We start from the raw sequence: 26,331 nt of genomic DNA, 5'->3' as shown, positions 1-26,331 counted from the left end.
TTAAGGAGACATATTTATAAATGACTATAATAATAAAAAAGTGTAGACGTGAAGATCTACAAATACTCCAAGAGATAAGTATTGAAACATTCAACGATACGTTTAAAGATCAGAACTCACCAGAAAATATGAAAGCCTATTTGGAAATAGCATTTAATTCCAAACAATTGGAAGAGGAAATGTCCAATATCTCTTCGGAGTTCTTTTTCATCTTTTTAAATGAAGAAATTGCTGGATATTTGAAGGTAAATATGAATGATGCTCAATCCGAAAAAGTGGGTAATGAGTCACTGGAAATTGAGAGAATTTATATACGATATAAATTCAAAAGAAAAGGGCTTGGAAAATATCTGTTTAACAAAGCGATGGAAATAGCTTTAAGACAAGGCAAACAGATGATCTGGCTAGGAGTATGGGAAAAAAACGCGAGCGCAATTGACTTTTATAAAAAAATGGGGTTTGTCCAAACTGGAGTTCACTCGTTTTATATGGGTGATGAGGAACAATTCGATTATATAATGACTAAATCACTGATATAACGTTTCTCTGAAATGATATTCAGATTGTATTCGGGAATTTATTTATTGTTGTTGGTTGTACTAATGATCCAAAATCCAATGAATCCAACAGTTCTGGTAGCAATGACACTAATGATAAGAAAATGATGAACGATAACAAACAAGAAAAGGATTCGTAGGCTATTCAAGCTACAAATCCTTTTTTATATTTAAGAAGATTTCCATTTTGTTGACTGTCCTATGGAGTGGAATCGTCTTCATATTTCCAATTTATTTGCTGTGGCCATTATGGCCCACAATCATGAAATATACTGCCACAACGCCAAAATGAACTCATAGACGAAATAAATCGAAAATCCGATAAGCAGAATACCAGCAAAGACGGAGACGCCCCGAATCATTTTACGACTCATGACCTTTCGTGTGACGGAAACGATGGATAACAAGCCAACATCATGGATAAGAATGCCGCTTAAAACGCCAATCGCTGCAATAGCGAAACTCCCTTTGTTGGAAGAGGTATACGACTCGGAAAGAACCGCGCCAAAAACAGATACCCAGAAGACTAGGTTACCGGGCGATACGGCCACTAGCAAGCCATTCCGATATGTGCTCCAGAACGATTTCTTTGTTTTTTCGTCTGCCGGTGTAATGTCCTTGTCCGCGTTTTTAATAGAATCGTAACCCAGATAAGCAAGAAACCCTGCGCCTATGATCCAAAGTGGAATCTGAATCAAAGGAAGAGAGAGGATGGAAGCAAACCCTAAAACCATAAAGATAATTAACGCAAAGTCGATCGTCATTCCGCCTAACCCAACAGCCCATCCGTGAAGGAAGCCGTTTTTCAGGCCTTGTTTGGTCATTTCGACCGTTATTGCTCCGACCGGCAGGGCAATGGCAAGACCGATCAGTAAGAATTTCAGATAAATCTCCATGCTATTTTCATTCCATTCTATGTATTTTGAAGACACGTAAAAATAATTCTAATATATTACCTAAACGAAGGCAACCCTTGCTATTCTTGTCAAGCTGCTGAGTCAATCTTGTCATCTGTAAGATATTCGCCATTAATGTAGCATCAGTCAATCAAGATGTAACATGGGAATTTATTAAGTATGTGTGCGGTGAAGATTATGCTCGTGTTAGCTCCAAATCTAATGAATTGTTGTTAGGTCAGCAACTGTTATTAAGTCGAGAACTAGAACTTGTGGAAATAGGACAAAAATCCCTTGATGAAGCAATAGCAACAGTAAGATCCGAAACGCAAGCGGTGCTTGATCAAACTGTAAATGAAATGAAATTAATGGAGTCAACTAAGTAGTAAGCTAGTTTTTTAATCAATCTTGCCCAATAAACTTTATGCTGTTTGAGGCCAAGAATATCCAATATATGTTCTTGTCCAAACCAAAAGACAAGAACTGATCTTCATATTTAAGAGCAGATCGTGCGGAGCTTTAGATTGTTATTCCAAAACGCTTCCTCTTTTCCTTGGATCGCAACCGTGAGTTTTAGGCAATTTTCAATACCGTAGATGATATCATTTCAATACATCCTTGACTTACCGCTAGACAAAAAAAGGTCCATGAGGTGATTCCTCGAGGACCTGTTTCAGTATTCTGACAGACTATTCAGGACATATTCATTTGGATTAATCAATAAGCGAATCCAGTATCTTCGTTAGTGTGTGATCAACGTTAACGGTCACTTAAACTTCAATGATGATTGGAAGAATCATCGGCCGCCGCTTTGTTCTTTCGTACAGGAACTTTCCTAGGGTGTCCTTGATGATTTGCTTGATAATATTCCATTGGCCCAGATCAGCCTTGCTCATCCCTTGAAGGGTCGTTGCTACAAGCTGATTAATCTCTACCATCAGCGTATCTGAATTCCGGACATAAACGAAGCCCCTAGAAATCGTGTCTGGCTCGTTCAGAATTCGACCATCCGCTTGGCTTAGTGAAATAACTGTGATGAGAATACCGTCTGCTGACAGCTGGCGCCGATCACGTAACACAACATTGCCAATATCGCCAATGCCTAGACCATCAACCAAAATCTGTCCCGCCGCTATTCGCCCCGATTGGCGAACAACGCCTGAACTCGATTCGACAATGTCCCCATTTTTTAAAATGAATATGTTATCGCTTTTAACCCCTACGTCTTCGGCCAACAAACTGTGGTGATGGAGCATTCGGTATTCACCATGAATTGGAATGAAATATTCGGGTTTCATTAAGGTCAGCATTAGCTTTAATTCCTCTTGGCTACCATGTCCAGAGACATGCAGTTCGCTGCGGGAACCATAGATAACTCGTACACCTAGGATGTAGAGATTGTCTATGATCCGGGCGACGTTACGTTCATTCCCCGGAATCGGATTAGCTGCGAGAAGGACCGTGTCCCCGGCTTGTATTTCCATTAATCTATGACTTGAGTTTGCTAAGCGGGATAATGCAGCCATCGGCTCGCCTTGACTTCCTGTGCATAGCACAGCCAGCTTTTCCGGAGCTAGTTTGGCAGCATCTGCCGGCTCAATCAACATTCCTTCGGGAATGTTTAAATAACCTAATTCTTCAGCTATTCTTACAACGTTAACCATACTTCTGCCAAGCAGGGTAAGTTTACGGTCGGTAAGACTGGCAGCATCAACAATTTGTTGTAAGCGATGTACGTTTGAGGCAAAGGTAGAGACAAATATTCTTTGTTCGGCTTTATGGAAAGCTTCTTCAATATGGGCTCCTACAAGCCTTTCGGAAGGGGTAAAGCCTGGGCGTTCGGCATTCGTACTCTCTGAGAGAAGAAACTTTACACCGTTCTTACCAAGGTCGGCCATTTTATGTATATCAGGATATTGCCTGTTGACCGGTGTCATATCAAACTTGAAATCTCCTGTATGCACAACGGTTCCTTCAAGCGTATCGAATGCGATTCCTAGGCAATCCGGGATGCTATGATTTGTATTGAAGAAGGTAGTGGTAATGGAACCAAATTTAAGTGTGGATTCTGCATTAATGCAATGAAGGCTGGTCTGCCGTAAAATTCCGTGCTCCTTCAGTTTATTTTCGATTAAACCTAGCGTCAAACGGGACGCATAGATTGGAATATTTAACTGTTTAAGAAGGTAAGGAATTCCTCCTATGTGGTCTTCGTGTCCATGAGTGACCACTAATGCTCGTACTTTATCTATATTGTTCAATAAATAAGTAACATCGGGAATAATTAAATCAATTCCCAGCAAGCTCTCGTCGGGAAATTTAGAGCCGCAATCAATGACAATAATATCATCAGCGTATTGCAAGAGGTACATGTTCTTACCAATTTCATTAACACCGCCTAATGCGGTAATCCATAGCCGCTCTCCTGACATCTTCATAGAAGTTCCTCCTTATTGAGTTCCCCTATATTATGCGTAAATCCCAATGAACTATCCATGTATTAGTATCCCTCGATCATTCAATACTTCCCGTAAAGATAATGAGGACTTAGTTTAAATATACCCCTTCGAATTTTGAAGAAAGAGCCAATCAGTTAGATGGGCCTGTTATTTATGAAACTCTATTAACGAACGATAAAATTATCTTAACTGGAAATCATTTTTTAGATTGTGTTAATCTGTCTAATAGTGAACTCAATTTAGAGAGAAGGATGTTACTTGAAAAGAAACGTATTATATATTGAAGATAATGAAAAAATAGGCAGCCTTCTAAAAGAAGAATTGGAACAGCGAGGATTTTCTGTTCGGTGGCTGCTTTCTGGTGAAGGAGCCGAAAAAGAAGTAAATCGTCATGAAATTGTTATTTTGGATATCATGTTACCTGGTTTAGACGGATTTACTGTGGGAAAACGATTAAAAAAGGCAGCTCCGGCTGTTCCTATTTTGCTGTTATCTGCTCGGACATCGATAGATGATAAGGTAGATGGTTTACAATTTGCTGATGACTATTTAACAAAACCATTCCATACAGATGAATTAGTTGCAAGATTAGAAGTATTAATTCGTCGAAGTGTTGGAATACATTCCGAACGCATTTCATTAGGAAATCAAATTGAAGTAGATCCAGAAATCCAAATGGTATTCGACAAATGCACAGGAGAAGAAATCATATTGACAGGGAAACAACATCAAATTTTAGTGTACTTCTTACGCCACCCTAATCAAGTTTTACCAAAAGAACAAATTTATGAAGCAATTTGGGAAGAAGCTTATATCACTGGTGATAAAACATTAATGGTGCATATCCATCGACTGCGTCAAAAGTTGGAACGTCATCCAGATTCCCCAGAGATTATTGAAACGTTGAAGGGAATAGGCTATCGGGTGAAACTATGAACCAGACTAAATCATTATTTCGTCGTTTTCTAAAAGGACATTTTCTATTTATCTTTTTTCCTCCTTTTGTACTTATTTTCTTCTCTGCGTTCATTGGGTTTTCTACCAATGGAGAAGAGCTGAATACGTTAAATCTATTTTACATTGTACTACTTTTGTTTGGTTTTATTATTGTCGCATTTGTTATAACATCTTGGATTTTCTTCTTGAGACTTCGTAAACGTCTCACCCGCTTACAAGAAGTTATGTCATTTTCAGCTAATAATAATTCATTTCCTAAACCAATATCTGTTCAAAGTGATCGAATGGATGAAATTGACCAGTTAGGAAGTTCTTTTAATTGGATGATTCAGCAGCTTGAAGACAGTCGCAAGCGAGAATATGAAGAAGAATTATTACGACATCGACTCATTGCGAATTTATCTCACGACTTACGGACGCCACTTACCATTTTGAGAGGACATGTCACCAGATTAAATAAAGAATCAATAAGTTTAGAAGGACAGAACTCATTAACAGAGATAAACCATACGATTACTAGAGTCGGAGATCTAATGGATGATTTACTTTCCTATACATTGCTTACGTCAGGGAAACATCCTTTTAGGCCCACTTCAACAGATATTGGACGTTTAGTAAGAGCATCTGTTGCTGCGTGGTATCCTGTATTTGAAGAAAAAGAAATTCAGATCGATGTTGATTTACCGACAGAGGAGACTTTTTATTGGGAAGCAGATCCTAAATGGATGACACGGGTTCTGGATAATTTATTTCAGAATATTCTTCGCCACGCAGCAGAGGGAAAATATGCAAACATTGTGGTTGATGTAGAAAAAGAACAGATCATTGTTGCAGACAGAGGTCCAGGTATGGATAACTCTTCCTATGAGTGTGGGGCGGGGATTGGTTTATCGACTTCAAGCTATATGTTGAAAAAAATGAAGCTGAAAGCTGACTTTACATCAAATGAAGATGGCACAAGAGTAGCTATTGGTAGAGCTTAACCTAAAGTTAACCCAGAAGTAAACAGCATGATAACCGAGATGTAACTTTGCTTCTTTATAATTAGAACCATAACAGAAAGGAAGTGTTATGGTTGCTTACAATTAATAACTTAGTCAAACATCGCGGAACGGAGGAAATCTTATCAGATATCAGTTTTGAAGCTAGACCAGGTAGAGTAACTGGTTTTTTGGGTCCAAATGGGGCAGGTAAAAGTTCTACACTTCGCATCCTGCTTGGATTAGATCGTGCCACCTCAGGGAGTGCACTAATTAATGGAAAGCCTTTCGCAGAATTACATAATCCTCTAGCAACAATAGGTGCTGCACTTGATGGATTTGGAGCTCATCGTATGCGAACAGGAAGGGCACACTTGCGTTGGATTGCTCGTGCCGCTGGACTATCTCGCTCACGTGTCGAGGAAGTTCTGGAAATCGTAGGTCTTACTAATGCAGCTGGTAAAAGAGTCGGGAGTTATTCCCTTGGTATGGGGAGAAGACTTGGGATGGCAGCTGCGCTACTTGGTGATCCACAAATATTGGTTTTAGATGAACCCGTAAACGGGCTCGATCCAGAAGGGATTCGTTGGATCCGGTCATTTTTACGTGAACGTGCTGAGTCTGGAAACACGGTGTTACTATCCAGTCATCTAATGGGAGAGCTTGCAGAGACCGTTGATGATGTGGTGATTATTAAACATGGGAAAATCGTTGCAGATGGAACATTGGAAGAAGTAATAGGTAACCATTCCACGCTAGAGGAAGCCTTTTTTGCCCTGACATCTGAATATGCAGGTGATGCTGTATGAGAGCATTCAACGCGGAACTATCTAAATTGTTCTCCCTGCCGGGCATTTGGCTTGCCTTTCTTATTGGGGCATTTGCCCCAGCGGTCATTACTGCCTTGGACAGTATAGCACAAAAAGAGGAGATTATAGCTGGAGTTAGCACACGGCTATCGGAAGTTGGCTATATTGGACTCGGTCTTGGTGTGCAAGGTGTCATTATTCTTGGTGTGCTTGCTGTTAGCAGTGAGTATTTGACAGAGAGCAGTGAATCTGGTGGAGGACAACAGATTACAACAAGTTTAACTGTTGTTTCATCAAGGCTTCATTTTTTGCTGGCAAAAGTAGGCGCTGTGACTGTGATCAGCATACTGCTGTGTATTGTTGCTATTATGACAACTGTGTTAGCAACGCATCTTATTCTTGGTGAATATGCCCCTGCATTTGAATGGTCTAGACTTATCGGTGCAGTTTGTTACTGGACATTCACTGCTCTTTTAGCACTTGGGATTACTTTGTTAACTAAGAATGGCATTATCCCGCTTGCTGTGCTCATAATAAATTCATCCGTTGTATCATTTAGTGTCCTGCTTTATAGGGTTACAAAGTTGGCGTTTTACTTACCAGATAGGGCTGGTGCTGAAATGTTTATGTTTACGAGCGGCACGCTCACAGGCAGTTTATTCGACAGATATCACACCCCGTTCACAGGCGGTTTAGTCATGTTTGCCTGGGTAGTCGTTATTTTCATTGTTGCAGCTATTGTATTCCATAGGAGAGACGTTGCATCATGAGTGTCTCATCTAGTAGAAAGATATCACAAATCCTTGGTGCTGAACTGGACAAATTAGTTACATTACCATTGATATGGCTCACTCTTATTGGTACATTCATTCTTAATTTAGCTTTAGCCGCAGCTTTTACTTCTGTTGGTCTACAAGGGGCAGCAGGAACACAAAGTATTCTGAATATAGGACTTGCATCTATGGGATATACTCAAGCAGGGTTCATTATTCTTGGTATCTTAGCTACTTGTTCGGAGTATACGGGTGGACAGATTCGAACTACTTTAACTACGATACCTTGGCGTGGGTTTCAATTATCTGCGAAGCATTTGGCCTTGGCAATTATAACTATTCCTGTGGCGTTTATTATTACTGCATCAGGTGTACTATATACTTTTATTATGATGAGAGACACAGCAGTAGTGATTGAAATAGACACAATGATAGAAACATTAGTAGGTGCAACAGGCTATCTAACATTAACCACACTTCTCAGTGCAGCTATAGGAGCTTTATTAAGACGAACCACTCCTGCTTTAGTAGTATTACTTGGATATTATTTCATTGTCAGTCCATTGGCGAGAGTTTATCTACCTAGTATTAAAAATTATTTAAATTATTTTCCGGATACGGCAGGATATTATATGTATACGCCACCTTCCTCTGATGAAATAAATGTCCTTTCACCCATGCAAGGGACAGGTATTTCAATGTTATGGACAATCATCTTTATTACAGTAGCTATTGTATTTTACCGTAAACGAGATGCCTAAGTTCTGTTTCATTTTGCTTATACACGAAGTTGGAAAGGGAGGTCATAACTTTTGTGGTCATGATGATAGAAATGAGTTCATAGGCCATCGTTCGCTTCAAGCAGGAGTAAAGAATTATCTCCAAGTAGCTTGGCGTGAGGGGGAAATACATATAGATGTTGAAGAACCGCTTGATTGGATTGACAGCTCTTATACAATCGAAGCAGGTCCTTATATTACCGAGCTCACGGATGAACGAATTAGAACTGAGCTTTATCCGGCATTACGCAAGCGAGTGAAGGAGCTCTTTTTATCAGAGAAACTAGGTCCTCGTTTTTTTGATTACCGGTTCCAGATCGTACTTTCCTTTGAAATGGAGGACGAAGACTTAACGATTTGCGAGCAGCTTGTAAACGAAGAGAAGCTGAACCAACTCCGGCAATCATTACACAATTTCATAAAATTCAAAATCATGCCCGAACTTCCGGTATTGCCGAGTGCGGATGAACAGTTTTCCTTTTCTCGGCACTTGATGAATCCTGATCTTATGAAACAGGAAGAAGAAGGCGTTGACCCTTTGAGCCAGCGTTTATCGGACAAGCTTAATAGTAACAGGGTACGCTTGAACGAATGGAAGACCTGTGAAAAACTTCGTAATCGATCGGGTAGAGCTAGCAGATGTACTGCTTCAAGAGCTGTTGTCTAAAGAATCATATGAACAGGAGCAGGTTATAAATCGAATTTTCGGAAGCCGTGCAAAGCTGGAAAAAACCGTTAAGTCAGATCAAACGGAGTATAAACTTAGACATATTCTTGCGGAGCTGCTGGCTCTTGTAAGTTGATTGTATAGGTGTTTGTTTGTAATTTTCCATACGGGAATTGAACATTAAAGTCTACTTGGAGGGGATTTATTATGACGAAATACGAGTATGCTATAATGTTGTCAAGAATGGTATACAGGATGGAAAGCGGTTTGTCAGGAAACTGACAGGAAATCGAGCCATACTGGATGCAAAAGTAAACTGAACTTATATTGTACAAAAGGAGCATACAACAATGAATAAGATTTTGCGCAGCAGCTCGGCGGAAGCTGAGATTAATACCCTAGGGGCGGAACTGGTCAGCTTTAGAAAGCTGGATTCGGAAGCTGAGTACATTTGGAGTGGTGACGCCATGTATTGGACAGGCCATTCTCCGGTGCTGTTTCCCATTATTGGTGCGGCTCGGAACGGAGAGATTAAGGTGGAGGGCAAAGCCTATAAGATTGCCAATCACGGCTTCGCCAGACGCAGCGAATTTACGCTGGTCCAAGAAAGCAACACCCAGTTGGTTTACCGCCTCTCTTATGATGAGAAAACTCTGGCCAGCTATCCTTTCAAATTTAACCTATATATTACATATAAACTGAACGCAAGCACACTGGAACTTAGTTACAGGGTAGAAAATATCGATGAACAGGATATCTTCTTCCAACTCGGAACCCACCCGGCGTTCAATTGTCCACTTGATGACAACGGTAGCCTGAGCGATTACTATCTAGAGTTTGATGAATCTGAAAACCTTGAAAGGTTGTTCCTGAATTCGGAAAACCTGCTGATCAGCGGGAAATCGGAGCCCGTTCTGAAACAAGAGAGCATCCTGCCGTTATCTCATGAAATGTTCTCCGAAGGCGCATTGATTTTCCGAAATGTGAGCTCTCGTCAGATTTCACTTAGAAGCAAGCACTCCGCCAAAAGCGTAGTTGTCTCCTATAAGGGTTTTCCAGACCTCGGCATCTGGCAGCCTTTGAACGCTCCCTTCATTTGTATCGAGCCTTGGCAAGGAGTGGCGGATACAGACGTCTTCGAAGGTGAACTTCAAGCTAAAGAGGGAATTATTACTTTGGAGCCGGGGGAATATTTCACAAGCTCCCTGATCATAGAAATCAACTGACGATTCGAATGGATCTGCAAGGTTCTTAACAGATTAAGCTCGACTCTATACCATTGCAAATAGCATCAATCTATAGGTACGGTGTTATCTAAGATCGATTAACTAGATTAATTATTCAATAGAGTGATAATTACTAATGAAATGAAAAACACTAAAAAGCCGCTTCGGGCATGACCCGGAACGGCTTTTGCATTTTGGTATGAACCAAGATTATTCACAGCAACGGCATAAAAAATAACGGTGTATTAACAAATATAGCCGATATTATCTACAGCAGCACCACATTGGCGAGAATGCACCAATCTGCTTACTTTGATAGTGGCACTATCAATCTCGAGCTCGTTGATCGTTATGTATTCCATAAAGATGTAGATAACCAATGGAAAGTGGATGATGTGAAGGTGGGCAGACAAATTATTACGCCATAATACAGACTAGCAGAGTTGAATCTTTCAGTTCGAGAAACAGACCTGTTGCGCTTATTTCAAAAATGAGCAATTGAAAAGAAATCACATCAGCCGAACCATGGTATACTATTCTCATACAAATATTTACATAAATTAAATTTTTATAACGAAAGGGGATTGAGCAATATGGCAAATATCGAGCACTTACAGACCGTGAATGTTCCAGCTTCAAGTGTATATGAAGCATTAACCACTGCAAAAGGACTTTCGGAAATATGGACAAATGAACTAGTAGTCAATGATCAGATCGGTTGTATAAATGAGTTCCGATTCGGCGGCAAAGGCTTAACAAAGATGCGAATTGATGAGCTTGTTACCGACAAAAAGATTTTGTGGCAGTGTGTTGATTCAGATCCAGAATGGATCGGTACGACAATTTCTTTTGATATGGAGGAAAAAAGAGGGAAGACTTCAATCATTTTTCGTCAGATGAATTGGGAGGAAGTAACTGCATTTTATCGCTTATGTAATTATAACTGGGCTATTTTTTTGTACAGTCTTAAACAGTATTGCGAAGAAGGCGAGGGGCTTCCGTATCATAAACGGAAATTTTAGATCGATTTAAAACACAGATGGGTGGACTAAAGTACATGATCCAGAGAACTGATTTCGGAAGTATTGGGAGTGCTCGGGCACTCACTTCTAGCTGGTATTGTATTTGCCTGGTATAAAAGTATACATGTTAACGCAGGTGAGTTGCGGGTGTTAGAAGAAAATAAAGTACTAGACTGAAAAATATCAAGACCTAAACTTAAGGAAATCAAATAAAATAAAGGGTTCTACTATGCATGACTAATATGTGGAACCCTTTATGTTTAACTATCGTGTCCCGTTAGCTTAATGACTTTTCTCTACATATAATTGCTTCAAATATTTTTTTACCTATAGAGTCTATCATAGTTCCTTGAGAAGGTTCTTTTTTAGTAATCAATTTTATTAATTGATCAAAATAATAATCCATAAGAGAATTTGAGAAAAAAGAATAATTTGATAGTAATACAATTCCTACACTAAGTTCCTTATTCAAAGCTAGATAACTATTAAAGCCAGAAGTGCCCCCGTTATGCCAGAGGATACATTTATCTAGAAGTTTATCCTCACCCCAGCCAAAATAACGGTTTGAATTTCCGATCCATATAGGGAGATGACTTTTTTGTAGTGTAGAGGCTATCGGATTATCATCATTTAGATTGGCTTGGACAAATAGACTCAAATCGCTAACAGAAGACTTAATCCCCCCAGCTCCTTCAAGTATAGAAAGATCCCAATGAGGGACTCTTTTCCCAGTTGAAGCATGTCCATTCAAAAACCTGTCATTTTGTTCTGAATCAAGCATAACGGCTGTCTCATTCATCTTTAATGGACTCGTTATATATTTTTTTAACAGTTCGTCATACTTACTTCCTGACACCTTACATAGAATATTTCCCAGTAAGCCCACACCGATATTGGAATATTCAAACGAACCAATGCTATCAGTGTAATCAGCATTAGCTAAAAATGCAGTTAAATCTTCCTCGGTATAAGTTGAATAAGGATTCGATCTATTTTTAGACAAAACGTGATTTGTTGCCAATATAGGTAATCCTGAGGTATGAGTAGCAAGACTTTTCAAGGTAATCTTATTCAAATATTCGTTTTCAACGTTTTGCACGTACTTACCGACAATGTCATCCGAGGAAACCAGTTTTTCCCGTTCCATTTCTAATAAAAGTATTGATGTAAATACTTTGGTTATGGAGCCGATTTCAAACAACATATTTTCAGGAGGGATCATACTTTTCTTTTTATTATTACAAAACGAAAAGTATTCAATATCTCCCTCCCTAATAATCCCGATAACAAGATGTAAATGTTTCTTATCTGTCGTATAATCTGAAACAAAACTTTGTAAATCCTTCATAGTAAAAGTTACTCCTTTTAGTTTAATGATGCTTCCATTACTCGAATGTTGAAATCACGTTAATCAACCTATTTCGGGAAGCTGAATTATGTATTCGTTTCCATTCCCCAACATTCCTGCCCGTTCGTATTATGAGATCAACCAGTTCTTTCTGGTTGATCCTTTTTTCATTTGCATAGAGGATTAAGGTAGCCTGGTCGAACGTACCTGCCCGTGGGACTTGATCCCGAGCGCTATAGTGTTCGCCCCTACTTGTCATGACCATGATTGAGGCTGGTTGGGACGTAAGATCCCGTATAACAAGCGATGCTATGGAGCGACAAGAAGAACTGTAGGGGATGCCGGTGAATCTAAACTTAAAGGGAGAGATGAGATGTATGAATCCAGTTGTCGGTCTAGATATTTCAAAAGAAGAAAGTCATGGACAAGCCTTTTTAGCACGCGGAAAGCCCTTCAGAGGGACATTCCACTTCGAGCACACTCGTGATGGCCTAGCAAATCTACATCAAGTTTTAAAGGACGTTGAATCGGTATCCAAACAACGTCCTTTGCTTATTCTAGAAGCAACAGGACATTACCAAAGCCCTGTTGTTCAGTTTCTAGAGGAACATCACTATATTTACATTGTCATTAATCCGCTCATCTCCAATCGGCTTAGAAAGTCTCAGCTTCGCAAAGTAAAGACGGATGCTGCTGACGCTTACCTATTGGGTGAGTTGTACTACAGGGAAGAGTTTGAACCTTTTAAGAAAAGAGGTGTGCAACTTCTCAATCTGCGTTATCTTACAAGGCAATATGAGTCTCTTTCAAAGATGTGTGTACAGACTAAACTACAATTCCAAGCTGTTTTAGATCAGGTTTTCCCGGGTTATAAAGGCGTGTTTGGTCATACCCCTGTCAAGTAGACAGATGAAAAAAACTAAGCAGCCAGTGCGTGCCGATACTCAATCGGCGCGCGCTGTTTGAGTTTACGCTGAAACCTCTGGTAATTATAAAAGTAGATATACTCTTCGACGGCTTGATGGATCTCTGCTTCTGATTTACACTGGTGAAGGTACAACTTCTCAGTCTTGAGATGCGAAAAAAAGGATTCGATGCATGCGTTATCTAGGCAGGTTGCTTTGCGAGAGTGGCTGCCTTTAACGCCGAATGCCTCTAATCGTGTGTTGTATGCCTGAGACGTATATTGGAAGCCTTGATCCGAATGGAGTACGGCTTCTGAAACGTCTCTTTTTCGTGTCCACTGCGTAACCGTGTCCAGGACCAGATTTACATCGTTACGGTCCGAAATATGCCAAGCGACAATCTCATTATTGAAGAGATCCTGAATTGCAGACAAATAATAAAAACGCGTGCCATCTGAGATATACGTAATATCGGTGACGAGTTTCTGTTGAGGCGAGGTAGCATGAAACTGACGCTTGAGTCGGTTAGGATATATCACAGAAGGTGTGTAGTTAGATCGGTTTCGTTTCTTTCGGATTACCGATTGGATCGACAATTCTTTCATGAGTCGCCATACTTTTTTATGATTGACGAGATAGCCTGCTTCCCACAGAGCTGTCCGCATTCGGGGGTACCCGAAATAGGGATGCGCCAAGTGAATGGCTAACATATGCTCTTTCATTTCATGATCCCGTGCGCGTATTTCAACCCGTCGTGAACGTGTAGATCGCCACTTATAATAACTGGCCCTAGGTAGCCCAGCAATGGCTAATAGAAGAGTAACCCCGTGTAGGACACGCAGTTCCTCAATAGCTTGGTATTTGTCCTGTGTTCTCAAATTCTCTCCTTTATTAGATTTGGATACCGCTTTTTTAAATAGTCTACCTGCGCTTTTAAGTAATCCCGTTCTTCTTCAATGCTGGCAAACGATGTACGTGAACGCCCTTTTATGGGATTAGGTGAGCCCTTGCGAGAATCGAATACTTCTCCATCTCGGTATTTTTTAACCCATACTTTAAGTTGGGTGCAGTTCCTGATCCCTAACATTTCCGCTACTATCTTATAACTATTCGTCCCCTCCAGATACTCTCGTACAGCTACTATCTTGAAATCTTCCGTGTACGTTTGAAACACTTGACCTTTCTTAGCCATAAAAAATATCCCCTCCAAGTTTCACTCGTTCCTCATGATAACATAAGGTTTTTTTTGAGTGTCTACTTGAAGGGGATAATACCAGTTTGGAGCTATGTATTCCGGTGTTTCACTGCGGTTTTTAAGTGAATTCCCAACCTCATATTCAGTTCTGCAGACGGATGAAGATGCACTCAGAGCTAAGATGAAAGAACTGCTTTCTTCGAAACGGGGGCGTTCAGAGGACTGGATTAACCAACGGGTTCAACGACTGGTAGATGCAGCAAAACAAAACCCATTTCAGCAAACCATGTACGCAAGTCATTTAATCAATTTGAAAGTTCTTATTACCCTTATTCTTCAATACCAAGAGCATCTTGCTGAACTGGAACAGAACATAGATGCTCTGGCTGAAGAAATTGAAGAGTATGAATTAATTCAGTCGATTCCCGGTATTGGTCATAAAATTGCTGCAACAATTTTATCTGAAATTGGAGAAGTCGACCGATTTGATCATCCTAAGAAGTTAGTAGCCTTTGCAGGCATTGACCCGAGTGTCTTTGCTTCCGGTAAGTTTACAGCGACTCGAAACCGAATCACGAAACGTGGTTCCAGGCAGTTGCGTTACGCGCTCGTGATGGCTGTTCAGTGTGGACTTATACGCTCCCGAAATATGCGAATCAAAGCGTTCTATGAACGCAAGAGAGCTGAAGGAAAACCACATAAAGTAGCTCTAATCGCATGTGCAAATAAACTCGTCCATTGGCTCTATGCAATCTTGAAAAACAAAAAGGAATTTCGTCCAATTTAAAAGATTTTCTTTGGCATAACCTTCCAAGATACTACGGAAATGGAGGGTTATTTGGCATGCTCATTTTAACTATACCACATGATTTAGAATCACTTTACTGGTAATCTTGACAAGCTATTAGCTGGTATAGCTCAATGAAGTGCAACTAAAATTTTTCGTAAATCTGAGCATAAGCCTTTTTCATTTTTTCTCGTATTTCTTTGTTCTCGTTCTCCAGTGCTTTGATTTTGCGTTTTAACGTTTCGATGAGTATATCCTTATTCGCATCATTCATCTCACGCTTTATTTGCTTTGGAGTAGGTGTTTGTGATTGTTGACGGCGTAAGGATTCGATCCTCTCGCGGATATCTGAATGGTTATATAAACTCGCTTTCGATACACCCGATTCTTCTGATACGCTATTGAAATTGATGGCTCGTAAGAGGCGTTTAATCGCCTGATCTACCTTCTCTAGGGTATTCGTCTTCCGTTGGGCATGGATTCTCTTCAGATGAGCTGTACGGTCGAATTAGCCATTTCCAGCACTCACCTTTCTTTTTATACGGTCTTGTCTACCGAAAATGATATTGCCTTCTTGAAGGTTAGTTAGAATCCACTGATAACGCAGTAGATTTTTCTCATTCTTCTCAGCCATACCTTAACGACCATGTTGTTTTGCTTCCTCAATAGCCTTTGATGTGGTTTTAATATGCAGTTCATATTTCTGTACATCCAATTCAGAGAAGCCTATGGCTAAATCTTTACATGGGCTTCCTCCAGCACGGCGAAAGGGATGCCGTTGCTCTGTTATTTTTTATGCGTTGAATTCAACAGAGAGTCAACAAGCGAGCAATGAAAGAATTGCTAGACCGGTAAGGATAAATGGAGATATTACCCCGGCGGACTCACAAACCTATTAAAATATGTTACACTATGCCATATTTGTTCATCCATGGAGGAGCTTATGAATCTGTTGATCGTAGAGGACGATATTGGGATATCGTATACAATTGCAAGAGTTATGCAGGATGAAGGGCATAAGGTTACGGAGTGTCATAACGGAGAAGAGGGCTTGCATCACGCATTGTACGGCGAGTTCGATTTAATTATTTTGGATATTATGCTGCCTAAGGTTGATGGATTTACGTTCATCCAAGAGATGAGGAAGCAAAGAGTTGATACCCCGATTCTTTGTCTTACGGCAAAAGACGGATTAAACGACAGGGTAAAGGGGTTAACGATCGGAGCGGACGATTATGTGGTGAAGCCATTTGAGATTCCAGAGCTGATCGTCAGAGTTAAAGTACTGCTGCGCCGTTATGGCAATGTTAATCAAGAAGAGCAGATTAGCTACGGCCCGATTGCTATTCAAGTTAGAAATCGAACAATAACGGTCACAGGAGAAGAGCTGACTTTAACAGAAAAGGAATATGAGCTGCTTGAGTACCTGCTCATGAATAAAGAGCAGATCGTGACGAAGGAGCAAATCTATAACCGAATTTGGGGACTCGATTCGGAAGCTGGAATTGGCATCGTTGAGCTCTATGTCCATTATCTTCGGAAGAAGCTGTCTTCATGTCATGCCGATCAATATATCCAAACCGTAAGAGGTTTGGGCTACATACTCAGAATAAACGAGTAGTTTTTAAAGGGAAATCAAAGGATTTCGGCACCATGATTCAAAAGATGGCGGTTGCCAGCCTGAATGAGGACCCCGAAAAGTGAATCAATATATCAAGTCCGTCAAATAAAAGGAGAGCAGATCCCGATATGATTAAACGCACGCTAGTACGAATGACGATATGGAACAGTACGGTCGTATTTTGCTTGTTTATCATACTGGGGGGAGCGTTATACGGGATGGCGCGTTATCGGATCTATTCCGACATTGACCGTCAGCTGGTGTTTAATATTGACCACATGCAACAATTTTCTCTAAGTAACGGGGAGCAAGTCATATACATTGATTCGAAGGAACCGGAACGTTTCATGATGATATTTTATTGGGATTCCAACGATACCTTACTTCAAAGCTTTATATATAAATGGCAATTTATCGATTTGAGTTCGATGCTTCGGGAAAAACAAAACCACATGGGACCCGAGTCAATACGCGTGGATAAGAAAACCTATCGATTCGTGAGCAGACCCTATCAGGGCAATTTGCCAGTAGTCGAGGAGCTGTCTAACAAGCCGTTGAAAACAGTTCAGATATTTACGGAAATTTCTGCCGAGGCGTATTATTTGAATCGGTTATTATGGAGTATTAGTATCGGAATTGGTATCGGCGCGTTATTATCTATCATCGCAGGTTACGCATTGGCTAGAAGGGCACTCATTCCGATTCAGAAGGCTTGGGACAAGCAGCAGCAATTCGTTGCAGATGCCTCTCACGAGTTGAGGAGTCCGCTTTCGGTCGTCCGAGGGCAAACGCAAATATTGTTACGCCATCCCGATCATACGATCGAGGAAGAAAGCGCTCCAATATCAGCCATTCTAAAAGAAACCAAAAGAATGAGCAACATGGTAGACGGGATGCTTCTTTTGGCAAGAGGCGATTCTCATGAGGAAGTCATCTCATGCAAACCTGTGCGAGTTGACGGGATCATTAAAGAGATTGCAAAAAATATAGAGCCGATAATGGATTACAAGCAGTTGCGGTTACAGCTTCATGTCGAAGGCTCGGAATTTCTCATGAATGGAGATGAGGATCGTCTCATACAGTTGTTCATGATTTTGTTGGACAATGCTATTAAATTTACGCAGGCAGATGGGCAAATCGATCTTGAGTGTCTTAGGCAAGGGAAATCAGTTCTCGTAACCGTCAAGGATAACGGAGTGGGTATTTCGGAACACGAATTGCCACTCGTATTTAATCGCTTTTACAAGGGAGATTCCTCTAGAAATAGAGGGGATCATGGAGCGGGGCTAGGGCTATCGATCGCGCGTTGGATCGTCGATCAACATCAAGGTTCTGTACACATTAGCAGCGGGGTAGGGTGTGGTACGACTGTTATGATTCGTTTTCCCGTGATTAGTTAAATAATAGAGTTCATAGGATACCGCGGCAGCCGACCAGACAATCGGCTGCCGTTTTCATTAAGCTAAAGGGCAAACAAGTTGACGATCAATTGCGGTGAACCTTACCTCGGGTCAGTGGGTGTAAAGCGGTAAATAGTATTGAAGGTTGACGAAGGAGCAAATCTATAACCGAATTTGGGGACTCGATTCGGAAGCGGGAATTGACATCGTGGAGCTCTATGTCCATTATCTTCAGACGAAGCTGTCTTCATGGCATGCCGATCAATATATCCAAACCGTAAGAGGTTTGGGTTACATACTCAGAATAAATGAGTAGTTTTTCAAAGGGAAATCAAAGGTTCATCTTATATATTCTTCTTATACTCTATAAAGGGGAGATTAATGCATGAACCTTGTAAGACAGATGTTTAAGAACACCAGATTGACTATTTTATTGGCAGTGGGACTTCTCGTATTGCTGATTGCAGGCGGTTTGTTATGGCAGACCCAACATCAGTCAGAGAGTTTCGACGCATTGATTCAGAAGATGGCGGTTACCACCCTGAATGAGGACCCCGAGTTGCAGCTTAAATATGGTGTGGAAGAAGTGAATGGTCTAGGGTGGGATCCCACTAAGCTCACGGACCTGTCGGATACCGATTACGAACAATTAAACGAAGAGAGAAATGGTTTTCTTAAAAAATTGAATGACTATGATGCTGCCAAGCTTTCCCCGGAAGACAAACTCACCTACGATATTCTCAAATGGAACCTAAGCGCGGCGCAGCAAGTATATAAATATTGGGATCTGAACACGAATGACTACCTTTCCCTATCCATTTTTCCGCCGTATTTCGCGAACAACTATCCGATTCGCAACCAAGCAGATGCAAAGAATTATATCGTTGCGCTGAACGGGTTTTCGGATAAAGTCGCGCATGTCATAGATAGAATTCAAGACAGACGGGAGAAAGGTATTGTCCCTGCTTCTGAATTTCTGAAGGAAATGCTTACGAGTTACAGCAATTTGCGAAATACGAAACCGGAAGAAACGATTCTGTACAGTTTATATGCAGAGAAATTAACCGAGTTAAAACTCGATCCCTCCGAAGAGGAGAAGCTAAAAAAAGCGTTAGTGCAAACCCTAACCGATCATGTACTGGCTTCTTACGGCAAACTTTCCGATGTGATCAAGAACGATCTTATGAAGCAAGCATCCGTGAGCCAAGGAATCTGGAGTCAGCCGGGCGGCAGCGAGTATTATTCTGCAAGCCTCAAACTTACTACGGGTACGGACCTCAGTCCTCAGGAAATGCACGAGATCGCTAAACGCAAGGTAGAAGAGATCGTGAAGGAGCTAAGAAGCGGGGCTTCGGGTCAAGCACAGACTACATCTGCAGCCAGATTCCTAACCGGAGATGAATTGCTGCAAGCGTTAAATAGCAGTCTGTCGGATGCCACGCCCTATTTGTCCGATTGGTTTGAAGAGGAACTTATCCCGGACCATCCAGTAGACGTGCGAGCGTATTCGGCTCTTTTCGCATCGGCAGGTGGAATGTATATCCCCTTATCAATAGATGGTGATAGGAGCGGGAGATTTGTCATTCCGCTCGAAATCCCGACCTCCGAAGAAATGGTTAAAATGCTTGCGTTGCATGAGGGTATTCCAGGGCATCACTTTCAATTTTCGATTCAATATGATCAACCAACCATTCCATTAATCCGCAAAATAATGATGACGTCTGGATACGTAGAGGGATGGGCGGTCTATATGGAAAGCTTATGTGCGGAGAAGGGCTTGCTTGATCGGAACACGGTACTAATCCGTTTGCTGGGCAATTCCTTAGGTACCGTGATAGATACGGGTATCCATGGGCTGAAGTGGACAAGAGAACAAGCTAATGAGTATCTGGTGAGTGCCATTGGAACGGGGAACGATGCTTTGATCGACAGTGTCATTGCCTATCCAGGACTAAACGAAAACTATGCGATCGGATCGGAGCAATTCCAATCCCTTCGAGAGAAGGCGGGAAGCGAACTCGGGGATCGCTTCGATATCAAGGCATTTCATTCCGTTCTTCTTCGAAACGGTAATATGCCATTTCCGATATTGGAGCAGCAAGTGAATCAATACATCAAATCCGTCAAATAAAAAGAGAGCAGTCCCCGGTATGATTAAACGCACGCTAGTACGAATGACGATATGGAACAGCATTTCATGTGATAAATTTGCTAGTATATTTATATTAAAATTATGGTCAAATTGAGTTTGAACCGAATGTAAGAACTGATTTTATAGATATGAAGACAACCGAAATATGTGAGATTAGTTTTTTAAAAAACAGGTTATCACTGAAAAGGCTGCTGCCTTTAAGTGATAGCCTGTTTTCGTCTGCACTAATAAGTGCTGGATTCTAAGTATATGGGAATCAATTGTACCTGTGCGGTAATCCATTTAACGGAACAGATGGTTGTTCTATAGGAAGTAGCAAGGGCCTTTCCCTATCCAATAACACGTCATTTTCTGTTCTCGTTTTCTCGATATTCTGATGGATTTAACCCTGTCCACCTTTTAAATTGCCTACTGAAATGAGCAAGGTTCTTGATGGACTGATTTGTTTTATCCTCAGAATTATGATTTGGCGCATCAACTTCTTATTCTGTTGTGAAAAAGACTGGAAGGTTGGTAAATCCAGTTGCAATTTTCATTATTTTCATTCGTAACGAAGGTTCATCTATATCAAAATGAGCACAAAAATAAGTCATAGAATCTGGAGAAATACATCTGCTTGCATGTTCAAATCCAGGAGGAATGAGCAGAATATCGTCCTTCCTTACTATATATCGGTTATTTTGAATTGTTGTTTCTTGTTCACCATCTAATATAACTAGGATCTCAAATCCATGGTGAGATTCCCTAGGTATACACAAATCAGGCGCAACCGTTTGAATGTGTGCACCAAAAAAACGTATATTCCAATCAATATATGGAAAGAACACAGCGTTATCTCCTATACCTGCATAACTGGATTTAATCTCCACCACAAACCCTCTCCTTTGATTTGGGTAAATCTAACTTTGTTAATACAATAGTACTCTCGCTTAAAGTTCTTTTATAATTTATTTAAACGAAAGAAGGACACTTCACAATTACATGTCCTCTCTATAAGTTAGATTTATTATATGGGGAACCCGAAGGGGATGGTGCTGATGGCTAAATTAGGATTAAGCAACAAATGGGACATCGGAAGCGTCTATTCATCATGCATATAACAGCTAGAGAGGTGGAACAGATGAATTTAAAAATGATGACGATATTCGGTGCCGTTATCGGTTCAATGCTCGTTTGGGCAGGAAGTGCGGCTGCGGAAGAACGGTTTACCGATCTGCAGCATGCGAAGTGGGCAAAAGACAGCATTAACTATATGGCTAAAAGGGGAACAGTTGCCGGATATGGCAATGGGAAGTTTATGCCCGAGAGGCATGTAACAAGAGCGCAAGCCGTAACTTTCATGGTGCGAGAGCTTTATCCTCAACAGTTGCAAGTTGCAACGGAAGGAACAAATTTTTCAGATGTTCCAACAACACATCCTTTTTATCGTGAAATCGCCATTGCGGAAAAAAATGGGCTGGCCAGCGGATTTCCTGACGGCACCTTTCATCCGGATACAGCGATGAGCCGAGCAGAGACGGCTGCCTTCCTTACACGCGCATATTCACTTGTAACAGGGAAGCAACCAGCAAGTTTGAAAGATACGGAGAATCATTGGGCAGCAGCACCAATTCTCATTATGAGCTCTAACGGATTGATCGGTGGATATACGGATGGCACCTATCGGCCGAATCGACCTGTCACTCGAGCGGAGTTTGCCGTGTTTATGACCCGGGTGATTCGATTTGAACGTGAAGCAGCTATTCAGGATCACGATTGGGATAAGCTGATATCATATATGACCGTCAGTGAGCAAATCGGCCAAATGCTCATGCCTGATATTAGGCAATGGAATGGTCAAGTGACAACGACCGTCAATGAAGGAATTAAACGCAGCATCCACGATCAGGACTTGGGCGGACTAATTCTGTTTGACAAAAATATTGTAGACGTACGGCAGGTTACAACACTCACACATAATCTGCAAATGGAAGCAGGTGACATTCCCCTGTTTCTCGGCATCGACCAAGAAGGAGGCGTTGTTAAGCGAATCCCCGGCGGGACGAATCTGCCAGGTCAAATGGCGCTTGGCGCAACTGGTGACGCAGCGCTGGCCGAAGCGGCAGGAAGGCTGACAGGGGAAGAGCTGAAGGCGCTCGGGCTGCAGGTCAATTTTGCCCCGGTGCTCGACATTAACAGCAATCCAGACAACCCGATCATCGGGATGCGTTCGTTTAGCTCAGATGCGGACTTGGTATCACGGCTTGGGATCGCAACAATAAAAGGGCTGCATCAATCTGGAGTCATCGCGGCAGTTAAACATTTTCCAGGGCATGGTGACACGACTGTAGACTCCCATCTGGGAATGCCGGTGTTGACACATAACCGCGAACGACTCGATGCGGTCGAACTGAAACCGTTTCGCGACTCGATCGAGAACGGGGTGGAGATGATCATGACCGCGCATATTGCTTTAACCGCAGTAGATAACGAGCACATTATGTCGCTTAAGGACGGAAGCAGTGTGCCGATCCCTGCCACGTTATCTAAAAAGGTGTTGACCGGACTGCTTCGGGGGGAGCTTGGTTATAAAGGCGTTATCATTTCTGATGCCTTCACCATGAATGCGATAGCGGAGCATTTTGGGGAGAATAAAGCAGTGGAACGTGCGGTCTCCGCAGGTGTCGATATCATCCTTATGCCGCAAGATCCAGCAGCTGCTCATCAAACGCTGGTTAACGCGGTGAAGAGCGGGACGATCCCGAAAGAAACCATCCATAATTCGGTGAAACGAATATTAGAGCTTAAATCAAAATATGGTTTGTTTGACCGCAGCGAAAGCCTTACGCATAAGTTGAGCGCACTTAACGATATCATCGGATCCGAGGCGCATCGCACGGTGGAACGGAAAATTGCAGAACGAGCGGTCACATTATTGGCCAGCCGCGACGGTGCCCTTCCGGATCAAATCCATCAAGGTGACCGGATTGTTATTGTCGCAGCTGAGCAGGAGCAGGCCAAGCAGCTTGAGAGACAGCTGATGCAAGCCGCCAGCAATCTATCGCTTAAGACGGAGTTTTCTGTTATCGGTCAAGGAAAAACGACGGAGGCGCTTAAAGCTATTGATAAGGCGGATTACGTCATCCTGGCCACTTACCAGTTCCGTAACGTGGCCAGTCAGTTCGGATGGACCGATGTTCAAACGTTGATCCAAGAGATGAACGAGCGTAATAAGCGATACGCGCTTTTATCGCTTGGTAACCCGTATGAGACGATCTTTTTGCAGAACGTGCGCTCAGGACTTGCGGTTTATGGAAAGCAGGAGCCCAATACAACCGCCGGGATCAAAGTACTTCTCGGCCAATTGGAAGCCGGGGGCGTACTGCCAGTGTCAATCGATCAAAGTAGGGTAAGTGATAATTAATTTTTCTCAGGTGGGAGATAAGAAACAGGATTAGTATGATGACGAAAGCAGAGTCAATGATGAATCGGAAATAATGGGAAATAGAAACAGCATATCTCTTGATGAGAGAGACATGCTGTTTTTAGCTTTTCAGCGAATCGGACAGGATGGAGCACCGGGTACGACAAAATCGTGATAAAGAGCATATTAAACCCGTTTGTATGCCAAAAGCGTCGGATACCTGGCAGATCAAAAGTCCAACGACTGCGCCGCTGAGACCGGATGCGACATAAATAACGGGTACAGATGGAGTATTATCTTATCGAAACTAAGCAACACATACCAATTTAGCTTAAACTTTTTTGATTTAATGAAAATAAATTAAAAATTACTATAATATTTTAACAAAAAAATTACTGAACATGTATTTCCGATTTGATATCATTTTGACTTAACAATTTCATTAAATCATTACTCAGCTGCATAATCTCATTGTTAGCATTATTCGCATAATCCGGCAACATCATATCCTTAACCATTTTAGTTCGTAGCCATGTCATAAAGAATAGATCCAATAATAAGTTTGGAAATTTAAGCACCATTTTAAGCATTGGTGGATCAATTGAAACGCCAGCTTTTTGTATTGCCCTTAGATACGTTTTTAAAGTGACTGTTATTTTACGTGCCGTCTTTCTGGTTCTGGCTGTTTTTTTGTCAATTATCTTATTCTCAGAATGCAAAAAGCTCAACATGGCAATGTCTGATACGGAATGTGTGATTAGATACGCTTGCATATCCTTTTTAATAACGTAGGGAAGCTTTGCTGTTTTAAATAAGTTTGCGAGTTTTTCTATGCGTTCTGTCACTACACCATTAATTTCTCCAAATGCAGTTGCCGCTATAATCTTTGGTAGAAATCGAGGATGCAATACTCCATCTTTAATCTGTCCGCCGAAGCCGGGAAAGGCTGGTAAAAGTCTATCCCCTACGATATCCAGCCACGAAGAAAATCCAATTGAATTACTAGTCATCGTAACTATATTTTTGCTTTGATTATCTTTTAGCGCTAACAACGCTGATTCGGACCGATCATAACGAACGGTAACGAAAATAAAATCGTATACATCGTCATTTTCGAGCGTATCAATGACATTCACTTGTATCGATCTAACTGTACCTTTTTCCATATATTGCAGGCCATTTTCTCTTAATGATTTAAATCTATTTGAATGTGCAAACAGGCTAACGTCAAACCCTGCTTCAATAAGCTTAATTGCGTACATGCTCCCGATGACACCTGCACCAAAAATTAAAATTCTATTTGCTGACATTGAAACCACCCCTACTTATTAACATTTCCTTTTTATTATCAAACAACATGTTGTATGATGTGATTGTAAATCTTTATTATTCCTTGATCAACCATCACTTTTTTATTATTTGTCGGATGATATTCTTATTCGAGTAGGAGGGAAACATGAAAAAGCAACCCCAAATAACGGAGCAAACAAGACAAAAGTTTGTAGAGGTTTTTTGTGAGTTATATAGCCAAAAGCCGATTGAGAAAATTTCGGTTCAGGAAATTGCGAATAAGTCAGGATATAACCGCAGCACCTTTTATCAATACTTTACTGACATCTACGAATTGTTAGACTCTGTTGAAAATGACTTATTGAATGACATGAAAAAAGAATTGGCGAATAAAGAGCTATCGATGCATACGGTTCAAGATTCGCTCTATTGTCTGGACAAAAGAGAACATCTCCTGGTTCTTAATGCCCTTTTGGGTGATTATGGAAGTGCCCGTTTTATAAAACGCTTAAAAAAAGAAATCACTTTGGATCAATTAGAATTAAACGTTCCGCAAAACCATTCCTTAACGCCATACTTTATTGAGTTCTACCTGACAACTTCCCTTTCCTTATTTCATCTTTGGCTCCAGCGTCAAAAGGATTTATCGTCAGAAGAATTTTTCAAGTTAGTGGAGAACCTATATTCAAGAGGGATTACGCCCTATTTTAAAGAATGAGTCTGTCATTCAAACCAAATCCATATGTTGTATAACAATAAAAAAGCGCGCATAAGCTTGTTTACACAATATACTCCATAAAGACTGACCTAACCTACTCTTAAGGGTCCGCATTCTGTAAATACAGATGAAGAGTTTCCTGAGATTTGCCCTGTTGCGTATGCTTATATGAACTGGAGAAAGGTCCTTAGAGATAAGAAGTATATTAGATGGATTTTTAATGATGAAAGAGGGGGGAGTCAATAGAAAAATTCTAGAATGGATACAAGAACAATGGACATATCAATTTAGCTTAAACTTTTTTTATAACTGTTTATCATCTTCTAGTCTGATACTGCAGCAAGATAATAATAAAGTATTATATTGGGATAGAGATTACTCAAAAAA

Annotated in this window: 26 protein-coding genes and 3 pseudogenes; 21 read left to right on the top strand and 8 right to left on the bottom strand. The window is 41.1% G+C overall.

What is annotated here, in order from left to right; translation table 11 throughout:
* The first annotated feature begins 20 nt into the window (after positions 1 to 20).
* A complete protein-coding gene (locus NST85_RS14810; RefSeq protein ID WP_341189660.1) occupies positions 21 to 539 on the top strand; it encodes a GNAT family N-acetyltransferase in 519 nt (172 codons plus the stop codon).
* A gap of 278 nt (positions 540 to 817) precedes the next feature.
* Here the strand turns inward: NST85_RS14810 and NST85_RS14805 are convergent, their stop codons facing one another.
* Positions 818 to 1,453 carry a LysE family translocator gene (locus tag NST85_RS14805; protein WP_127191202.1) on the bottom strand — a complete coding sequence of 212 codons (636 nt, stop codon included), beginning with the start codon at positions 1,451 to 1,453 and terminating at the stop codon, positions 818 to 820.
* A gap of 182 nt (positions 1,454 to 1,635) precedes the next feature.
* Here NST85_RS14805 and NST85_RS14800 point away from each other — a divergent pair, with 182 nt between their 5' ends.
* A complete protein-coding gene (locus NST85_RS14800) occupies positions 1,636 to 1,839 on the top strand; it encodes a hypothetical protein (protein WP_341189659.1) in 204 nt (67 codons plus the stop codon).
* 384 nt (positions 1,840 to 2,223) lie between these two features.
* Here the strand turns inward: NST85_RS14800 and NST85_RS14795 are convergent, their stop codons facing one another.
* Complete coding sequence (locus tag NST85_RS14795) at positions 2,224 to 3,891, bottom strand: ribonuclease J (protein WP_341189658.1); 1,668 nt, start codon at positions 3,889 to 3,891, stop codon at positions 2,224 to 2,226.
* A 279-nt stretch (positions 3,892 to 4,170) separates the two neighbouring features.
* On the opposite strand from NST85_RS14795, the gene NST85_RS14790 reads away from it, so the two are divergent.
* The 10 genes from NST85_RS14790 to NST85_RS14745 all read left to right on the top strand — a co-directional run bounded on the left by NST85_RS14790 (position 4,171) and on the right by NST85_RS14745 (position 11,125).
* Entirely contained in the window at positions 4,171 to 4,848 is a 678-nt protein-coding gene (locus NST85_RS14790; protein ID WP_341189657.1) for a response regulator transcription factor, read from the top strand.
* On the top strand, positions 4,845 to 5,852 hold the full coding sequence (locus NST85_RS14785; RefSeq protein WP_341189656.1) for a sensor histidine kinase: 1,008 nt from the start codon (positions 4,845 to 4,847) through the stop codon (positions 5,850 to 5,852). Before NST85_RS14790 ends, NST85_RS14785 begins: the two co-directional genes overlap by 4 nt.
* Positions 5,853 to 5,944: 92 nt before the next feature.
* Complete coding sequence (locus NST85_RS14780; protein WP_341189655.1) at positions 5,945 to 6,658, top strand: ABC transporter ATP-binding protein; 714 nt, start codon at positions 5,945 to 5,947, stop codon at positions 6,656 to 6,658.
* On the top strand, positions 6,655 to 7,428 hold the full coding sequence (locus NST85_RS14775; RefSeq protein ID WP_341189654.1) for an ABC transporter permease: 774 nt from the start codon (positions 6,655 to 6,657) through the stop codon (positions 7,426 to 7,428). Before NST85_RS14780 ends, NST85_RS14775 begins: the two co-directional genes overlap by 4 nt.
* Positions 7,425 to 8,192 carry an ABC transporter permease gene (locus NST85_RS14770; RefSeq protein ID WP_127191208.1) on the top strand — a complete coding sequence of 256 codons (768 nt, stop codon included), beginning with the start codon at positions 7,425 to 7,427 and terminating at the stop codon, positions 8,190 to 8,192. The genes NST85_RS14775 and NST85_RS14770 overlap by 4 nt, the downstream gene beginning before the upstream one ends.
* A gap of 13 nt (positions 8,193 to 8,205) precedes the next feature.
* On the top strand, positions 8,206 to 8,877 hold the full coding sequence (locus NST85_RS14765) for a DUF6138 family protein (RefSeq protein ID WP_341189653.1): 672 nt from the start codon (positions 8,206 to 8,208) through the stop codon (positions 8,875 to 8,877).
* On the top strand, positions 8,813 to 9,013 hold the full coding sequence (locus tag NST85_RS14760) for a DUF6138 family protein (RefSeq protein WP_341189652.1): 201 nt from the start codon (positions 8,813 to 8,815) through the stop codon (positions 9,011 to 9,013). Before NST85_RS14765 ends, NST85_RS14760 begins: the two co-directional genes overlap by 65 nt.
* A 214-nt stretch (positions 9,014 to 9,227) precedes the next feature.
* Complete coding sequence (locus tag NST85_RS14755; RefSeq protein WP_341189651.1) at positions 9,228 to 10,103, top strand: aldose 1-epimerase family protein; 876 nt, start codon at positions 9,228 to 9,230, stop codon at positions 10,101 to 10,103.
* Positions 10,104 to 10,387: 284 nt separating this feature from the next.
* Positions 10,388 to 10,531 (top strand): hypothetical protein, encoded by a 144-nt coding sequence (locus NST85_RS14750; RefSeq protein ID WP_341189650.1) that lies wholly within the window; start codon positions 10,388 to 10,390, stop codon positions 10,529 to 10,531.
* 165 nt (positions 10,532 to 10,696) lie between these two features.
* On the top strand, positions 10,697 to 11,125 hold the full coding sequence (locus NST85_RS14745) for an SRPBCC family protein (RefSeq protein ID WP_341189649.1): 429 nt from the start codon (positions 10,697 to 10,699) through the stop codon (positions 11,123 to 11,125).
* Between the two features lie 277 nt (positions 11,126 to 11,402).
* Here the strand turns inward: NST85_RS14745 and NST85_RS14740 are convergent, their stop codons facing one another.
* Positions 11,403 to 12,473 (bottom strand): serine hydrolase domain-containing protein, encoded by a 1,071-nt coding sequence (locus NST85_RS14740; protein WP_341189648.1) that lies wholly within the window; start codon positions 12,471 to 12,473, stop codon positions 11,403 to 11,405.
* A gap of 377 nt (positions 12,474 to 12,850) precedes the next feature.
* On the opposite strand from NST85_RS14740, the pseudogene NST85_RS14735 reads away from it, so the two are divergent.
* A pseudogene (locus tag NST85_RS14735) lies at positions 12,851 to 13,360 on the top strand (IS110 family transposase); the annotation flags it as partial.
* A 32-nt stretch (positions 13,361 to 13,392) separates the two neighbouring features.
* Here NST85_RS14735 and NST85_RS14730 read toward each other — a convergent pair.
* A protein-coding gene (locus tag NST85_RS14730) for an IS3 family transposase (RefSeq protein WP_445671152.1) occupies positions 13,393 to 14,570 on the bottom strand; the annotation gives its coding sequence in 2 pieces (ribosomal slippage) (positions 13,393 to 14,282 and positions 14,282 to 14,570; 1,179 coding nt in all).
* 85 nt (positions 14,571 to 14,655) lie between these two features.
* On the opposite strand from NST85_RS14730, the pseudogene NST85_RS14725 reads away from it, so the two are divergent.
* Positions 14,656 to 15,360, top strand: a pseudogene (locus NST85_RS14725) (IS110 family transposase); the annotation flags it as partial.
* 145 nt (positions 15,361 to 15,505) lie between these two features.
* Here the strand turns inward: NST85_RS14725 and NST85_RS14720 are convergent.
* Positions 15,506 to 15,850, bottom strand: a complete 345-nt coding sequence (locus NST85_RS14720; protein WP_341191116.1) for a DUF6262 family protein — start codon at positions 15,848 to 15,850, stop codon at positions 15,506 to 15,508.
* A gap of 18 nt (positions 15,851 to 15,868) precedes the next feature.
* Positions 15,869 to 16,114: pseudogene (locus NST85_RS14715) on the bottom strand (transposase); the annotation flags it as partial.
* Between NST85_RS14715 and NST85_RS14710 the strand changes: the two are divergent.
* From NST85_RS14710 to NST85_RS14690, 5 genes are all read left to right on the top strand, one after another.
* Complete coding sequence (locus NST85_RS14710; protein WP_341189647.1) at positions 16,089 to 16,259, top strand: hypothetical protein; 171 nt, start codon at positions 16,089 to 16,091, stop codon at positions 16,257 to 16,259. The pseudogene NST85_RS14715 and the gene NST85_RS14710 sit on opposite strands and share 26 nt — an antisense overlap.
* Before the next feature lie 44 nt (positions 16,260 to 16,303).
* Positions 16,304 to 16,981 (top strand): response regulator transcription factor, encoded by a 678-nt coding sequence (locus NST85_RS14705; RefSeq protein ID WP_127191214.1) that lies wholly within the window; start codon positions 16,304 to 16,306, stop codon positions 16,979 to 16,981.
* A gap of 128 nt (positions 16,982 to 17,109) precedes the next feature.
* On the top strand, positions 17,110 to 18,381 hold the full coding sequence (locus NST85_RS14700) for a sensor histidine kinase (protein ID WP_127191215.1): 1,272 nt from the start codon (positions 17,110 to 17,112) through the stop codon (positions 18,379 to 18,381).
* A 145-nt stretch (positions 18,382 to 18,526) separates the two neighbouring features.
* On the top strand, positions 18,527 to 18,697 hold the full coding sequence (locus NST85_RS14695; protein ID WP_127191216.1) for a winged helix-turn-helix domain-containing protein: 171 nt from the start codon (positions 18,527 to 18,529) through the stop codon (positions 18,695 to 18,697).
* A gap of 69 nt (positions 18,698 to 18,766) precedes the next feature.
* The gene (locus NST85_RS14690) at positions 18,767 to 20,512 is read left to right on the top strand and encodes a DUF885 domain-containing protein (protein WP_127191217.1); all 1,746 of its coding nucleotides are present in this window, start codon (positions 18,767 to 18,769) and stop codon (positions 20,510 to 20,512) included.
* A 503-nt stretch (positions 20,513 to 21,015) separates the two neighbouring features.
* On the opposite strand, the gene NST85_RS14685 is transcribed toward NST85_RS14690, so the two are convergent.
* Complete coding sequence (locus NST85_RS14685) at positions 21,016 to 21,402, bottom strand: cupin domain-containing protein (protein WP_170220136.1); 387 nt, start codon at positions 21,400 to 21,402, stop codon at positions 21,016 to 21,018.
* A 194-nt stretch (positions 21,403 to 21,596) separates the two neighbouring features.
* On the opposite strand from NST85_RS14685, the gene NST85_RS14680 reads away from it, so the two are divergent.
* A complete protein-coding gene (locus NST85_RS14680; protein WP_127191219.1) occupies positions 21,597 to 23,936 on the top strand; it encodes a glycoside hydrolase family 3 N-terminal domain-containing protein in 2,340 nt (779 codons plus the stop codon).
* Positions 23,937 to 24,328: 392 nt separating this feature from the next.
* Here NST85_RS14680 and NST85_RS14675 read toward each other — a convergent pair whose 3' ends face one another.
* Positions 24,329 to 25,246 (bottom strand): ketopantoate reductase family protein, encoded by a 918-nt coding sequence (locus tag NST85_RS14675; RefSeq protein ID WP_127191220.1) that lies wholly within the window; start codon positions 25,244 to 25,246, stop codon positions 24,329 to 24,331.
* Positions 25,247 to 25,392: 146 nt separating this feature from the next.
* On the opposite strand from NST85_RS14675, the gene NST85_RS14670 reads away from it, so the two are divergent.
* The gene (locus tag NST85_RS14670; protein ID WP_127191221.1) at positions 25,393 to 25,944 is read left to right on the top strand and encodes a TetR/AcrR family transcriptional regulator; all 552 of its coding nucleotides are present in this window, start codon (positions 25,393 to 25,395) and stop codon (positions 25,942 to 25,944) included.
* Positions 25,945 to 26,331 lie beyond the last annotated feature (387 nt).

It is taken from the genome of Paenibacillus sp. FSL K6-2524, assembly GCF_038005525.1.
Taxonomy (GTDB): domain Bacteria; phylum Bacillota; class Bacilli; order Paenibacillales; family Paenibacillaceae; genus Fontibacillus; species Fontibacillus anaericanus.
This window is presented reverse-complemented; position numbering and strand designations above follow the sequence as displayed.